The following is a 16,429-nucleotide window of genomic DNA, read 5'->3' as shown; positions in this document are numbered from 1 at the left end:
GGGATAGCTCCATCTCATCGTATTAATTTTTGTCGGTAAGTTGATATATCCTGAAAATCGCTGATATAATTTTATTCACATACAAGAGAATAGAATCGCAACTATACGTTGTCACGCACTTGACTTTTATTCCCTGTAATTTATAATTAAAAACGGAATGAATTTTCATTCCTGAAAATAGAGGTGGAAAAAATGGCTAAAAACAAACAAGAGGATATTTTTGATGCTGCGATGCAACTTTTTGCAGAGCGTGGTTACGATGGTACGACAATTCCAATGATCGCTGAAAAGGCAAAAGTCGGTGCGGGTACTATTTATCGCTATTTTGAAAATAAAGAGGCACTTGTTAACTCATTATTTTCAAAAAGTATGTTAGAGCTTTCTGAAATAATAAAAACGGATTTTCCTGTTGAAGCAAATATTCGTGAACAGTTTAGTCATACGTACAACCGTTTATTTGAATTTGCGAGAAACAATGTAGATGCTTTTTTATTTACAAATTCTCACTGTGATAGTTATTTTCTTGATGAACAGAGTAAGAAAATATTTGATGATTTTATAGGCTTCTTTATGAATATTATTGAAGATGGAATCGCAAAAGGTTTTCTTCGTCCATTGCCTCCAGTTGCTTTAATTATTATTGTATATCAACCGCTAGAAAAATTAACGAAAGTAATTGCAACAGGGCAATTAGAATACTCGAAAGAGTTAGTAAAAGAATTAGAAGAAAGCTCTTGGAACGCTATTAGAATTATTTGATTCTATAGCTTTATAAGGACAGGAATGAATATTCATTCCTAAATAGATTTAAAAAAATGAGAGTAGGAAAGGATATTTGTGTAACTAAGGGAATGAACATTCATTCCGGAAAGGCTAGTTTAATAGAATTTACAAAATAACGTAATAGAATAATAGGAATGAACGTTCATTCCGTTACTAACGTGAAACTTTCAAAACGGGAGATGATTCAAATGAGCAAGTTAAAAAGTTGGAGAAGTTTATCTTTTCTATTATGGATAGTTATTACTATTACAATGGTCGTAACGATGCCTAATATGGATAAATTAGTGAAGGAAAAAGGGAAAATTACAATCCCTAATACAAAGCAAAGCAGTATTGCTGACAAGATGATGAAAGAGATGGATAAAGAAGGGGTTGAAAAGTATGAAATTATAGCCGTTTTTAATAGTGGCAATAAGGCAGCTTTAACAGATGAACAAAAGAAGGAAATAACAAAAACAATCAACGCCCTGCAAAATGAAAAAGAGCAATTAGGAATTAAGGAAGTTGTTTCACATTTAGACAATAAAGACTTGGAGAAACAATTAGTTTCTAAAGATAATACGACTATTTTAACGCAAATATCGATAGATAAAAAACACGGTGAAATATCAAAGGTTTCAAATAATCTTCATGAAAAAGTGCAAACGAAAGAGGTAAAAACGTATTTAACAGGAAGTGACTTAATAGCGGGTGATTTTCTTAAATCCTCTCAAGAGGGAGTGAAAAAGACAGAAGTTATTTCAATCATTTTCATTCTTGTAGTATTAATCCTCGTATTCCGTTCACCAGTTGTTCCAATTGTTTCTCTTCTTACAGTTGGTATATCGTATTTAGTTTCAATGGGGATTATTGCTCAGCTTGTAGATCAATTTAATTTTCCATTTTCAAACTTTACACAAGTGTTCGTAGTCGTCGTCCTGTTTGGGGTAGGAACAGATTATAATATTTTATTATATACGAGGTTTAAAGAAGAATTAAGTAAACAAGAAAATGCATTTTTAGCTACAAAAGAAACATTTAAATCAGCAGGTAAAACTGTATTATATAGCGGAATTGCGGTGCTAATTGGTTTTGCATCACTTGCGTTAGCAAGTTTTAAATTATATCAATCTACTTCAGCGGTAGCAATTGGTGTCGCAGTTTTATTACTAGTATTAACTACGTTAAATCCGTTTTTTATGGTGCTTTTAGGAAAAGGGATGTTTTATCCCGTTAAAACATTTAAAGGTCATGAAGACAGTCGTCTATGGGGATTCTTTGCGAAAAACTCAGTAGTGAGACCATTTGTAGCTTTAATTATTGTATTCGTGATATCAATTCCTTTCATATTAAAGTATTCTAATACACTTAATTACAACGATTTATTTGAAGTAGACAATAAATATGAGTCGAAAATGGGGATTAACGTAATAGAAGAACATTTTCCACCTGGTTTTTCTTCACCAAGTACGTTAGTCATTCAATCGAATAACAAGTTAGATGAGGCGAGTTCGCTTCAAACTTTAGATGAACTAACTGATAAGATTTTGAAAGTAAAAGGTGTGTCAGAAGTATATGCACCAACACGTCCAACTGGTGAGAAGATAAAAGAATTATATTTAAATAAGCAAGCGGGAGAATTGAATACAGGATTAGGAGATGCCGATGGTGGCATAAAGGAAATTAATGATGGATTAACAGATGCGAAAAATAAAATGGGAAGTAATGATTCAAATAGTCTTGCGAATGTTCAAAAATTAATTGATGGAACGAACGAGGCGAAAAACGGGGTATCAGCATTAGGAACAGCTTTACATCAATTATCAAATGGCATAAACGACGGTGCACAAGGAGCACAGCAAATTGAGAGTGGTTTAGCTTCAGTAAACGAAAATATAAATGTCCTATCTAATGCAACGTCGCAGCTGCATGCTGGTTATGCACAGTTAGAAAAAGGTTTAAACTCTTACGATCAATACTTCGGAAGTATTTCTCAAGCGATTGATGGTGCGAAAAAGGGATATGAACAAATTGAAATGTTAATGACCAATTTCGTTCAAACGAAACCAGAATTAGCGAATGATCCAAACATACAACAAACGATAGGAATTGCTAAAGAGGCTCAAAAGAAATTAAGCGTACTTTCAAATGAATTAAATCAATTAGCAACACAGCACAAAACGGCGATGAGTTCATTTAAAGAAGCGAATCAATCGTTACTGAAAGTGGATAACGGCTTAAAAGAAATGAGCAATGGAGTTAATAAGTTACAAAAGGGAGCAGCCGATCTTAAAAATGGATTAAATGAAGGTTCTTCAGGTTCAAAACAAATTGCAAATAAATCAGTTGAGTTACAATCTGGATTAACGAAAATAAACGATGGGCAAGGACAACTTTTAACGGGCCTTAAAGACCTGCAAGAAAAGATGGGGCAATTACAATCCGGTTTATCTAAAAGTACAGAAGGGCTTGGAAAAGTAAGTAATGGCCTGCATGACGCACAAAAATATTTAGGGGAGCTCAATGAATCGAAGAGCTCTGAGAAGTTTTATATTCCAAAAGAAGTGCTAGAGGGAGAGGATTTCCAAAAAGCATTGAACACGTACATGTCACAGGATAGAAAAATTGCTAAAATGACTATCATTTTAGATGTAAATCCGTATTCAAAAGAAGCGATGCCAATTATTCAAGAAATCAATAAAACAATCGATGGCACTGTAAAGGGAACGGAATTACATGATGCGAAAACAGCAATTGGCGGAACAACAGCTAGAAACGTTGATTTAAAAGAAGTAACAGGGCAAGATTTCTTACGTACAGCTACAATTATGTTAATTGGAATTGCGATTGTATTAATCGTAATTACACGCTCATTACTAAACACAATATTTATTATTGGCTCATTACTATTAGCGTACTTCGCATCACTCGGTATAAGCGAACAAATTAGTGCACATGTATTACATGTAGATTCATTAAGCTGGAATGTTCCATTCTTTAGCTTCATTATGATTGTCGCTTTAGGAGTGGATTATAGTATTTTCGTAATGATGCGCTATAACGAGATAGAAGGGGATTCGGTAACGAAAATTGTAACTGCATCTCGTCATATAGGAGGAGTTGTATTATCAGCGGCGCTAATTTTAGGCGGGACATTTGCGGCATTAATTCCATCAGGTGTATTAACACTTATACAAGTTGCATCAGTAGTTGGCGTTGCACTTCTTCTATTAGCTTTAATTGTGATGCCGATATTATTACCGGCGTTAATAGGGTTAACGAGTAAAATGAAGAGTTACAAAGAGAAAATAATAAATACGAAATAAGAAGAGACTGTAGGGAATGATTTCTCTACAGTTTTTTCGGTATATAATATTTCAGATGAAAATGAATCCGATATATTACAGAATGAGCAGTGAAAGGTTATATGAGAAAGAGGTCGATGATATACATACAATAGCTAGGGGAATGGACAAAAACTATCCGATTTCATTGTAGAAAGGTAATCAACCGTTGCTATTCATCCAGCTTCTACTATATAATAGCTATAGTCTACAATAATTGAGTCGTAATATGCGATTTTTTAAGACAATCGGTGAGAAAACGCTGAAATAAGCGGTATTAGTAGGAGGACACAAATGATTACAGTAAGTAACGTTAGTTTGCGTTTCGCGGATCGCAAATTATTTGAAGATGTTAACATAAAATTCACGCCAGGTAACTGCTACGGTTTAATCGGAGCAAACGGTGCTGGTAAATCTACATTCCTAAAGATTTTATCTGGAGAAATTGAACCATCAACAGGTGACATACATATTACGCCAGGTGAGCGTCTAGCAGTATTAAAACAGAACCACTTCGAATATGAAGAGTTCCCAGTATTAGAAACAGTAATTATGGGTCACACGCAACTTTACAAAGTAATGCAAGAGAAAAATGCTATTTACATGAAAGAAGACTTTAGTGATGAAGATGGAATGCGCGCTGCTGAACTTGAAGGTGAGTTCGCTGAGCTTAACGGTTGGGAAGCTGAGTCAGAAGCTGCAATTCTTCTTAAAGGTTTAGGTATTGGTGAAGACCTTCATGATAAGAAATTGTCAGAATTAACTGGGGCAGAGAAAGTAAAAGTATTACTTGCTCAAGCTTTATTCGGTCAACCTGACATTCTATTATTAGATGAGCCTACCAACCACTTGGACTTAAAAGCGATTCAATGGTTAGAAAACTTCTTAATGAACTTTGAAAACACAGTTATCGTAGTATCCCATGACCGTCACTTCTTAAATAAAGTATGTACGCACATGGCTGACCTTGATTTCGGTAAAATTCAACTTTATGTTGGTAACTATGACTTCTGGTATGAGTCAAGCCAATTAGCTTTAAAATTAACACAAGATGCTAATAAGAAAAAAGAAGAGAAAGTAAAAGAGTTACAAAACTTCATTGCACGCTTTAGTTCAAACGCTTCTAAAGCGAAACAAGCAACTTCTCGTAAAAAATTATTAGACAAAATTACATTAGATGATATTAGACCGTCATCACGTCGTTACCCATTCGTTGGCTTCACACCTGAGCGTGAAGTAGGAAATGACTTATTAACTGTTGAAGGTCTGTCTAAAACAATTGATGGTGAAAAAGTGTTAGATAATGTGTACTTCACTTTAAATAAAGGTGATAAAGTTGCATTTATCGGCCGTAACGATATTGCGATGACAACATTATTTAAAATTCTTATGGGTGAAATGGAGCCGGATAGCGGTTCATTCAAATGGGGTGTTACAACCTCTCAATCTTACTTCCCAAGAGATAACTCTAAGTACTTTGAGAACAGTGATTACAACTTAGTTGAATGGTTACGTCAATTCTCTCCACAAGATGAGTCTGAAAGCTTCTTACGTGGTTTCTTAGGCCGTATGTTATTCTCAGGTGAAGAAGTTAAGAAGAACGTTTCTGTATTATCTGGAGGCGAAAAAGTTCGTTGTATGTTATCTAAAATGATGTTAAGTGGTGCGAACGTAATCACACTTGACGATCCAACGAACCACTTAGACCTTGAGTCAATCACAGCATTAAATAACGGTTTAATTGCATTCAAAGGTACAATCTTATTCACATCTCATGACCATCAGTTCGTGCAAACAATTGCAAACCGCATTATCGAAGTAACACCAAACGGTGTAATCGATAAAGAGGCTACTTATGATGAGTTCTTAGAAAATGAGGAACTTCAAAAACAAGTAGATGCAATGTACAAAGGTCAATAATATATAATGAAAAAACTCGCTCTTTTTAGAGCGAGTTTTTTTGTCGAGAAAACGTAACATCGCTGGTCGGTCAAATGAATAATTATTCAAATATAATATTAATGAACAGGAGAATTTTTTCATGTATGAAGGGATGTAATGACTTTAAGATTTAAAGAGTTAGTTGAAGAAGGGAAATGTAAGTGGAGTAATATAATCAAATCGTATTATTTTGTCATGTGAAATATGTACCAAATTTGGAGATAGAATAGTTTGCGAATGAGTTTATAAAGGTATATAGTATGGGGTGTCATAATTAATGGATGAATCTTGGGAGAAAACAGGAAATGTTACAAATTTATTTTGTTAAATAGAAACCAAGGTCAAAATGTCTAGAAAGAAATAGTTGAATAAATACTAGCTTCAAATTATAATTACTAATATTCTTCATATAGTTAAATAAAGATAATCTATTTGAAGAAGAAAATCTGAATAGAGAGACAGACTTATAAAAAATAAGCCTTGGATGATCAAAAGAGGTGGAGAAATGAAACAGTTCTTATTAAAGAGCAAAAGTGTGTTAAGCAATCATTTTGGATTCTTTCTGTTTGCCGTTATTTTATTGTGGCTCAAAACATATGCAGCTTATGTAACGGAATTCAATTTAGGAATTTCAAACACAATTCAAAAATTCTTGCTGTTTTTTAACCCGCTTAGTTCAGCAGTTCTATTTTTAGGACTTGCATTATTTGCAAAAGGGAAACGATCTTATATTTGGTTAATTATCATTAATTTGTTATTGTCGATTCTTTTATACGCAAACGTAGTATACTATCGCTTTTTCAGTGACTTTATTACGTTCCCGACATTAACACAAACGAATAACTTTGGAGATTTAGGTGGTAGTATTCTTGCGTTGCTACATCTTTATGATCCATTATACTTCTTAGACACGATTATATTAATTGTGTTAGTCGCAACAAAATTTGCAAATCCAAAACCAATTCGTGTTGCGAAGCATAAATTATCTCTAGTATTTGTAGCAGGTATTTTATTATTCAGTGTTAACTTAGGTCTTGCAGAGTCTGACCGTCCTGAATTATTAACAAGAACGTTTGACCGTAATTATATTGTGAAATATTTAGGTGCATACAACTACACAATTTATGATGGAATTCAAAGTGCGAAAGCATCGACAGAACGAGCATTAGCTGATGGCGATAATATGACAGAAGTACGAAATTATTTAACATCAACTTATGCAAGTCCAAACCCTGAGTATTTCGGTAAAGGAAAGGGAATGAACGTAATTTACATTCATTTAGAGTCATTCCAAAACTTCTTAATTGATTACAAATTAAATGGTCAAGAAGTTACACCGTTCTTAAACTCATTTACAAAAGATGCGAATACACTTTATTTTGATAACTTCTTCCATCAAACAGGACAAGGGAAAACATCTGATGCGGAGTTTATGTTAGAGAATTCAATGTTTGGTTTACCGCAAGGTTCTGTCTTTACAACGAAATCTCATAATACGTATCAATCAGCACCAGCTATTTTAGGACAACAAGGATACACATCAGCAGTATTCCACGGTAACTACAAAACATTCTGGAACCGTGACGATATTTATAAATCATTTGGTTTTAATAAATTCTTTGATGCGTCATACTACGATATGAATGAAAAAGATGTAGTAAACTACGGATTAAAAGATAAACCGTTCTTTAATGAATCTATTCCGTTATTACAAACGTTGAAACAACCGTTCTATACGAAGTTTATTACGTTATCGAACCATTTCCCTTATCCAATCGATAAGGCAGAAGCAACGATTGAACCAGCAACAACAGGTGATTCATCAGTAGATACGTACTTCCAAACAGCACGCTATTTAGATGAATCTGTAAAAGGCTTCATCGATTACTTGAAACAATCTGGTTTATATGATAACTCAATTATTGTTATGTACGGAGACCATTACGGTATTTCAGATAATCATAACGCAGCAATGTCAAAAGTAATGGGTAAAGAAATGAACTCATTTGAAAATGCACAGTTACAACGTGTACCATTAATCGTTCGTGTACCAGGAGTGAAAGGTGGCGTACAACATCAATACGGTGGTGAAATTGACGTTCTCCCAACGCTATTACACTTACTAGGTACAGATACAAAAAACTATGTTCAATTCGGTTCTGATTTATTATCACCAGATCATAAACAAGTCGTTGCGTTCCGTAACGGTAACTACGTAAGCCCAACAGTTACTGCACTAAACGGCAAATACTATGATACAACTACTGGAAAACCTGTAGAATTTACAGATGAAATAAAGAAAAATGAACAAATGGTTCAAAACTCACTAAAATACTCTGACCAAGTCGTAAATGGTGACTTATTACGATTCTACACACCGGAAGGATTCACTCCAGTAGATCGTTCGAAGTATAACTATAACAACCGCGATAAAAACAAAACGAAGGTAAAAACGACTCCGGAAGGGGAAGCTAAATAAATAATAAAAGGCGCTATTCATATGAATAGCGCCTTTTATTTGTAAATATACCATCATTATGAGACAGAACCAGCTGTTGCTTTTTGTTTTGCCTTTCCGAAGAAAACTACACCGACGATAATAATAATGATAAATGCCCATTTAACGAAAGGGTTACTTTCGAAAAATCCAGCGAACCATTTCTCATCTACAATCATTTTCGCGGCAGTATAAGCTAAAACGGCTGCTCCGATCGTAATAATGACAGGAAAACGATCCACCCATTTTAAAATCAATGTACTGCCCCATACGACTACTGGAATAGACACTAATAATCCGATGATTACTAAAGAAAAGTTACCATGGGCAGCTCCTGCAACAGCTAGTACATTATCAATGCCCATTAACGCATCAGCAATAATAATGGTTTTAATAGCAGACCAAAATCCTTCTTCGGCTTTAATATCATGATTTTTGCCCTCAGCGATCAGCTTGTAAGCGATCCAAATAAGAAGTACACCACCAATTAGGAGTAATCCAGGTATTTTTAATAACCAAACGACAACTAAGGTAGCGAGAGCTCTAATAGCGATTGCTCCAATGGTTCCCCAAATGATAACTTTCTTTTGTTGGTCTTTCGGTAATCTTCTTGCTGCTAATCCAATTACAATGGCGTTATCTCCGGCTAACACTAAATCGATTACAATAATGGCAAGCAAGGCAGACAAATATTCAGATGAAAGAAAATCCATATACATATCACTCCTTAAGAGTAATATGTGCTAAAGTGTTGATAATATAAAAAATAGGATTGAATTTGTATATTCAATCCATAATTTCTTACTGTATTTTGATATATGTTTTAATTTCGTATAAGTCGCTTTTGTATTCTTTTTTGTTTATCGTTTCGCTTTCTTAATTTTCGATTCATCTTTTTAATGCGGTTTTCTTTTCTATTATCCCAGTTATCACTTCGGATTTTACTAATAGACTTATCTGTCTTAGCACGAAAACGTCTTACTTTTTTCACGAAGGAAAGGGGTATTTTGCCGATAACACCTTGTTTTTCTAACGAATCCTCTTTACCTAGACACCAATCAGGATGAGATAATAAATAGTCGAAATCAAATATTATCCCGTATTCCTTATCCATATATGTATACCATTCATCTAAAGTACACTTATTTTTTGTATGTAAATATGTTGATCCATCAGTCATAGCACAGCACCAATAGTCAAAATAGCTCCATAGTACCCATTCTTTCGGTACATCTAGTGTTAAAATTACCATTTTTGAATTTGTTCTACCCCAAGCCTTATGATTTCGATTTGGGTAATTATTTGCTTCCCAGACCCAAATAGGGTAGTTACCTTCGTAATGAGGCAATCTTGTTTTAGCGACGCGCACCATCCAGTCATATGAATATACATCGTCCGGATCGATGAATTCTTTATTACCTTCTAAATAACCAAGTTTCTTAAATTGTTTCCATGCTTCTTCAGTTTGTACTGTATATACGATCATATGGCACCTACTTATTTAAACTAAATTATAGTATAACATGTGATTTTGAATTTTTATTGATATTAGAGAAGGGGGAGTTTGAGTCGAATATACGAGGAGTAATTCCCAAAATGATAAAAAGACTTGATTCCCAGCTAAAGGAAATCAAGTCTTTTCATTACATACGATTATCATGCCAGAAGTTTAATGGGAAGTGTTCGTTCTCATTATATGCTTCTAATTCATATCCTTTTTCTTTCAGTCCTTTAATAATTCCAGGTACTGCTTTTACTGATTGTGGATGAATATCATGCATAAGGATAACTTCTGTTGGATTTGTAGAATGAGCTAGAACGTTTTCTACAATTTTAGCAGATGCAGCATCAACTTGCATTTTGTTATATTTCCAGTCTAAAGAATCAATTGTCCAATCCCAAACTTTTAAGCCATTTTCTACAACTTTGTTGCGAAGAGCTTCGTTTAATCCTGGCATAGAGCCGTAAGATGGACGAGTTAATACTGGTGATTTACCTAAAACACCAGCGATTAAGCCTTGGTCTTCCTTCATTTCATCTACGTAATGACCTTCAGTGTAAAGTTTCTTGTAGTTATGAGTCATACTGTGCATCCCAACGTAGTGGCCCTCAGCATCTTCGCGTTTTACAAGATCAGGGAAAGCTTTTACGTTTGAACCAATTAGGAAGAATGTTGCTTTTGCATTTTCTTTCTTTAACATATCTAAAAGCTCAGCTGTGTATTTTCCAGGACCGTCATCAAATGTTAAATAAGCGACTTTTCTAACTTGCCCGTTATAATGTTTTGGAGCTTCTTTCGGAGCAAGAGATGTTTGAATCTCACTTACAAGTTGAACAGATTTTGCTTCATCCTCTGTACTAGCTAGAGCAGTATGTACTGATCCAAAAGCTACTTCGTATGTGAATAATACCCCCGCACAAACTAACATAGCCCTTTTTACTAAAGTTGTCATTCGAATTCCATTGTGCATAATTTTCCTTCTCTCTATAAAAGTTCTACTCTACTATATTAGCAATTATAGGTAGGGAAATGCAAAAAAACTTTTTTACAAGTGTAAAAAAGTTTACTCAAAAGTATGCAAGATTTTATATCAATTGCAGTTTTGAAAAGTAGGATGAATTTAAACTTTATTATTTAAACTTTCAATCACCAAATCATACTTTCGTATCACTTCGTTTTCGTTCCAATTATTGATTCGAATATTTTTGATTTTTATTAAAATATTGGTAAAGAAACAATTACATGAAAAAAGGAGTGGGAATATGAATAATTATATTTGCACTACATGTGGAGTATAGTATCCCGAAAATGAAGAAGCACCTTCTCGCTGTAAAATTTGTAATGAGGAAAGACAGTATGTTAATCCAATTGGGCAGTCATGGATAACATTAGAAACAATGCAAAATAGCAATTTATACTAAAGTCCTATTGTTTATTAACTAATAGTTCTTTCAACTTAGGAAGCTTACCCTAATGAGGGATGTTAAAGGGAATATAGTAATAAAGCTTTGGAAAATAAAAAGGAGGAGATTTGCATGAAGAATTGGGTTCAATTTAGAATTGCAAGACCAACAGATAGATTTGAAAAAGTGATAAGTTTTTATGAAACAGGATTAGGATTAAAACGTATAGGGGAATTTCACAATCATGAAGGATATGACGGGGTTATGTTTGGGTTACCAGATGAAGAGTATCATTTGGAGTTTACTACACATGTTAATGGAAGTCCATGTCCGGCACCGACAAAAGATAATTTACTAGTTTTTTATATGCCTAATAAAGATGAAATTGAAAAGATAGTAAATCGATTACGTAATATGGGTTATCATGAGGTGGAACCAGAAAACCCATATTGGATAGAGAAAGGAACCACAATAGAGGATCCAGATGGTTGGAGAATTGTGCTTATGAATGCATCTGAATGAAACTATTTTCATATGAAATAGAGTGTAACAAAATGATTTACACATAAATCCCTACAGTGTTTGTAGGGATTTTTATATAAGAAAATCTTATTGAGAGAGTTATTAAAATGTAGAAAGATTTTGGCTAAGAATAAATGTAATAAACATAATTTATGAAGGAGGTATAAAAGTATGATAGTAAACCATTTTAAAGAGTTTTCTAAACATGTTGGAAATACACATCTCATTAAAAGTTCTTTCGTAGTTTATATCTTATTCTACGGAAAATTGATACCATCAAAAAACTGTATGTTTAACATGTATAGTTTTTTGATGGTATAGCTGTGCAATGTTTAAAAATTTCACATACCGTATTTTAAAAATAAATATAGGAAAACCAAAAAGTAATGTAGAATATATCGTACATACATATATACAGTCAACATAAAAGATAAAGAGGTGGGTATATGTTACTTGAGGAAGTAATGCGGCAACTAGAGGAATATGGAACAGAACAAAATCGAAAAACGTATAAAAACCACGGAGCGAAAGAGCCGTTATTTGGAGTTAGTTTTGCGAATTTAAAATTGTTAAAAAAGAAGATAAAAAAAGATCACGATTTAGCAGTTGAATTGTGGGAAACGAAAAATATGGACGCAATGACATTAGCAACTTATATTTTAGACCCGAAAAAAATAACGACAGAACAGCTTAATAGTTGGATTCAGGATGTTGATTATTACTGTTTAATGGATGTTCTTATGACATCTATATGTACTTCGCCAATTGCAATAGAAAGAATGGAAGAGTGGACAAAGTCTAATGATGAATGGATTGGAAGAGCTGGCTGGTCTTTATTAGCAAATATAGCGATTAAAAATAAAACGTTACATGATGATTTCTTCTCTCCGTACTTAGAAGAGATTAAAGAAAATATACATAATGAAAAAAATAGAAAAAAAGAAGCGATGAATAGTGCTTTAATCGCAATAGGAATTCGTAATGAAGACTTAGAGCGACAAGCGATTGAAATTGCAAGTGAAATTGGAAAAATAGAGGTTGATCATGGTGCAACATCATGTAAAACACCAGATGCAGAAAGCTATATAAAAAAAGCGAGAGAAAGAGCTGAAAAAAAGAAAGTGAAATAAGAAAAGAGGATCGGTTATGAAACCAATTGAAGCAGCACAAAACATAATTACATTACAATTTCCGAATTGTGATGTAGCTTTACTCGGCGGAAGCGTTGCACGAGGAGAAGCGACGAAAACATCTGACCTTGACATTGTAATAGTCGATCAAAGTTTAACTTCTTGCTATAGAGAATCTTTCTATAGTAATGGATGGCCTGTTGAGGTGTTTGTTCATAATTTCGAAACATATAAAACCTTTTTCAAAATGGATTGTGATCGAGGGAGACCGTCGTTACCACAATTAGTTTCAGAAGGGATTGCCTTAAAAGGGGAACAGGAAATTGTTGAGAAATTAAAAAAAGAAGCGAATGATTTACTACATAAAGGACCGGCTAAATGGACCGAAGAAACGATTAAGCAGAAGCGATATTTTATTACGGATACTTTAGATGACTTTATTGGTGCAACAAAAAGAGAAGAAGAATTGTTTATCGCTAATTTATTAGCCGATTTAGTACATGAATATGTATTAAGAGTAAATGGTAAGTGGCTTGGGAGTTCAAAATGGTTTATTAGAGTGCTAAAAAGATATGATGAGCAATATGCAAACAAATTTGTAGCCGCTTTTGATCATTTTTATAAAACGGGAGGGAAAAATGAATTAATTCATTTTATAGAAAAGACGTTAGAACAGTATGGTGGAAGAGTGTTCGAAGGATTTTCTATTGGTAAATAAAGAGAGGAGAAAAAAATGAATGTACCATATGTTCAATTAAGAGAATTGACACTAGATGATGTAGAAGATCGCTATCAATGGTCATTAGATAGAGATGTAACAAAGCATTTAGTTGTACCAGATCAATATCCTCCGTTCACTCGTGGAGATACGAGAAACTGGATTGAAGCTTGTATAAGCCGAAAAAATGGTTATGAACAAAGGGCAATCGTTACTGAGACAGGTATACATATTGGATGGGTAGACCTTAAAAATTTTGATAAAACAAATAAAAATGCTGAACTAGGAATTGCGATTGGAAATAAAGACTATTGGGGTAAAGGATTTGGAATGGCAGCTCTAAACAGCATGTTACAAATAGGTTTTTCTCAGTTTGAATTGGAGAAAATTTGGTTACGTGTAGATGAAGATAATACAAAAGCTAAAAAGAGTTATGAAAGTGCCGGATTTGTATGCGAAGGGTTAATGAGAAATGATCGATTGAGACAGGGAAAGTTCATTCATCGCTATCGTTACAGTATATTAAAAGAAGAGTATGAATCAAAAAATAATAACCTATAAAAATATTATGTAAATTAAAAAGGGGAAAATAAAATGATTCGATTACTTACAAAAGCGGATGCAAAAAAATATTGGGAGTTGCGTTTACAAGCACTACAAGTAAATCCAGAAGCATTTATAACGACTTATGAAGAAGCAGTACGTCAAGAAAACCCTCTTGAACGAGTTGCTAGTAATCTTTCATCCAACAGTAGTTTTACATTTGGTGCTTTTAATAATGAAAATCGTTTAGTTGGGGGTTGTTACTTTATTAACAGAAGAAAAAGACGCATATAAGCATAAAGGACATATCGTTGCAATGTATGTAGATACTGAAAATCGAAGAAGTGGTCTTGCACGTGATTTAATACGTAAAGCAATTGAAAGGGCAAAAGAGATGAAGCTAGAGCAATTGAATTTAGGGGTTGTGTCAACGAACGAACCAGCCAAACGATTATATGAATCAATGGGATTTAAAACATACGGAATTGAAAAAAGGGCTATAAAAATGAATGGTGTGTATAGTGATGATGAACATATGGTGTTGTTCTTTTAAGAGAGGAAGTTTTGTATGAAAAAGGCGAAACTGCGACAATAAGATGGGGAATATGGCATATAGCAGATCATAATCGGTATCATCAAGCTCATATAAGTCGATTGAGGAAATTATACAGAGAATATAAACTACATATTCTTTAATTTTTTAATGAACGAACGCCCCTAAATAATAATTAAAGGAGGCGTTTGTTTTTATTCGTTCGCTTTTCTTCCCAAGCTATCATTAAATTTTTATGATAATCTTTTGGTTTCTCAATAGAAAACCAGTAAATTGAATGTGCAATAGTTGGTAGCCATCTTTTATAGCGGATGCGTATATTTTCATGGTAAGTATAGTGGGGCGAGATTAAAGTAGATTTTGACCGTTGAAAATTTTGACATGTAATGGCCTCGATTTCATACCAATGCACTTTATTCCCATGTAAATCTACTACAATTCCTTCATCATCCTAAAGTGAAATGTAAGTTTGAATGTAGATTTTTCATCGCGTATACTAAAATATATGTCATAGAGATAAAAAATTAAATACAAGGGGTTTTACAATGAAAGCAATTGTTATAGGGATACTGGCATCATTTTTCTTTGCCTTTACTTTTGTTTTAAACAGGGCAATGGACTTAGAAGGTGGAAGCTGGATTTGGAGTGCATCATTACGGTATTATTTTATGGTTCCAATGCTATTACTTATTGTTATGTATAGAGGGAACTTAAAGCAACTCTTTCAATATATGAAAAACAATCCGAAAGAATGGTTAGTGTGGAGTATCGTTGGATTTGGTCTCTTTTATGCACCGCTTAGTTTTGCTGGAGCGTTCGGACCAGGTTGGCTCGTTGCATCAACATGGCAAATTACAATCGTTGCAGGGATTTTGTTAACACCATTTTTTGCGGTGGATCCACTACATAAAAAACTTCCGATGAAGGAATTAGTAATGTCGGGCATTATTTTATTCGGTGTTGTTCTCATGCAAGCAGAACATGCTTCTTCATTAGGTATTCGTGAAACCGTTTTATGTGTAGTTCCTGTACTTATTGCAGCATTTGCGTATCCTCTTGGAAATAGAAAAATGATGCAAGTTTGTAAAGGGGAATTAGATGTATTTCAGCGAGTACTCGGTATGACATTAGCAAGTTTACCATTTTGGTTTTTATTATCTGGTTACGAAGTATCAACAGGCGGATTACCGTCAAGTAGCCAAGTTTTTCAATGTTTTATTGTAGCAGTTAGCTCTGGGTTAATCGCGACAGTATTATTTTTCTTTGCAACAGATCTTGTGAAAGATGATCCGCAAAAATTAGCAACAGTGGAAGCGACGCAGTCTGGTGAAGTTTTATTTGCGCTAGTAGGAGAGTTGATCTGGTTATCTGCACCAATTCCATCATCATTATCTTGGATTGGTATGAGTCTCGTTATTATTGGAATGATACTTCATAGTTATGTGGCTGTCGTTGTAAAAAAAGAAGAAAAAATAACGGCGTAATGAGATTAGCTCTTTTTATTAAGAGCTAGTC

11 protein-coding genes and 3 pseudogenes are annotated in these 16,429 nt (G+C 33.9%); 11 read left to right on the top strand and 3 right to left on the bottom strand.

Annotated features, from left to right (window positions below; genetic code table 11):
* Window positions 1–192: 192 nt before the first annotated feature.
* From V6946_RS15395 to V6946_RS15380, 4 genes are all read left to right on the top strand, one after another.
* Window positions 193–759: a TetR/AcrR family transcriptional regulator gene (locus tag V6946_RS15395; protein WP_001107299.1), complete on the top strand. Its 567-nt coding sequence runs from the start codon at window positions 193–195 to the stop codon at window positions 757–759.
* 212 nt (window positions 760–971) lie between these two features.
* Entirely contained in the window at window positions 972–4,088 is a 3,117-nt protein-coding gene (locus tag V6946_RS15390; RefSeq protein WP_144596324.1) for an MMPL family transporter, read from the top strand.
* 312 nt (window positions 4,089–4,400) lie between these two features.
* The gene (locus tag V6946_RS15385) at window positions 4,401–6,026 is read left to right on the top strand and encodes an ABC-F family ATP-binding cassette domain-containing protein (RefSeq protein ID WP_000633864.1); all 1,626 of its coding nucleotides are present in this window, start codon (window positions 4,401–4,403) and stop codon (window positions 6,024–6,026) included.
* Between the two features lie 526 nt (window positions 6,027–6,552).
* Entirely contained in the window at window positions 6,553–8,526 is a 1,974-nt protein-coding gene (locus V6946_RS15380; RefSeq protein ID WP_000808770.1) for an LTA synthase family protein, read from the top strand.
* Between the two features lie 56 nt (window positions 8,527–8,582).
* On the opposite strand, the gene V6946_RS15375 is transcribed toward V6946_RS15380, so the two are convergent.
* From V6946_RS15375 to V6946_RS15365, 3 genes are all read right to left on the bottom strand, one after another.
* Window positions 8,583–9,257: a TerC family protein gene (locus V6946_RS15375; RefSeq protein ID WP_000346955.1), complete on the bottom strand. Its 675-nt coding sequence runs from the start codon at window positions 9,255–9,257 to the stop codon at window positions 8,583–8,585.
* 110 nt (window positions 9,258–9,367) lie between these two features.
* Window positions 9,368–10,030: a DUF3841 domain-containing protein gene (locus tag V6946_RS15370; protein WP_000637704.1), complete on the bottom strand. Its 663-nt coding sequence runs from the start codon at window positions 10,028–10,030 to the stop codon at window positions 9,368–9,370.
* Window positions 10,031–10,187: 157 nt separating this feature from the next.
* Window positions 10,188–11,015 carry a peptidoglycan-N-acetylglucosamine deacetylase gene (locus V6946_RS15365; RefSeq protein ID WP_000551451.1) on the bottom strand — a complete coding sequence of 276 codons (828 nt, stop codon included), beginning with the start codon at window positions 11,013–11,015 and terminating at the stop codon, window positions 10,188–10,190.
* Window positions 11,016–11,580: 565 nt separating this feature from the next.
* On the opposite strand from V6946_RS15365, the gene V6946_RS15360 reads away from it, so the two are divergent.
* The 7 genes and pseudogenes from V6946_RS15360 to V6946_RS15330 all read left to right on the top strand — a co-directional run bounded on the left by V6946_RS15360 (window position 11,581) and on the right by V6946_RS15330 (window position 16,398).
* Window positions 11,581–11,970 carry a VOC family protein gene (locus V6946_RS15360; protein ID WP_000800679.1) on the top strand — a complete coding sequence of 130 codons (390 nt, stop codon included), beginning with the start codon at window positions 11,581–11,583 and terminating at the stop codon, window positions 11,968–11,970.
* Window positions 11,971–12,416: 446 nt separating this feature from the next.
* Complete coding sequence (locus tag V6946_RS15355) at window positions 12,417–13,100, top strand: DNA alkylation repair protein (RefSeq protein WP_000923471.1); 684 nt, start codon at window positions 12,417–12,419, stop codon at window positions 13,098–13,100.
* Between the two features lie 16 nt (window positions 13,101–13,116).
* Window positions 13,117–13,877, top strand: a pseudogene (locus tag V6946_RS15350) (nucleotidyltransferase domain-containing protein).
* Entirely contained in the window at window positions 13,834–14,379 is a 546-nt protein-coding gene (locus V6946_RS15345) for a GNAT family N-acetyltransferase (protein ID WP_001102498.1), read from the top strand. Before V6946_RS15350 ends, V6946_RS15345 begins: the two are co-directional and overlap by 44 nt.
* A gap of 33 nt (window positions 14,380–14,412) precedes the next feature.
* Window positions 14,413–14,914, top strand: a pseudogene (locus tag V6946_RS15340) (N-acetyltransferase family protein).
* Window positions 14,911–15,057, top strand: a pseudogene (locus V6946_RS15335) (DinB family protein); the annotation flags it as partial. The pseudogenes V6946_RS15340 and V6946_RS15335, both read left to right, overlap by 4 nt.
* A gap of 402 nt (window positions 15,058–15,459) precedes the next feature.
* Window positions 15,460–16,398, top strand: coding sequence for a multidrug resistance efflux transporter family protein (locus tag V6946_RS15330; RefSeq protein WP_000644587.1), 939 nt, complete (start codon window positions 15,460–15,462; stop codon window positions 16,396–16,398).
* Window positions 16,399–16,429: the final 31 nt, after the last annotated feature.

The organism is Bacillus sp. PPSBB_2, assembly GCF_045291115.1.
GTDB classification, from domain to species: Bacteria; Bacillota; Bacilli; order Bacillales; family Bacillaceae_G; genus Bacillus_A; species Bacillus_A cereus.
This window is presented reverse-complemented; position numbering and strand designations above follow the sequence as displayed.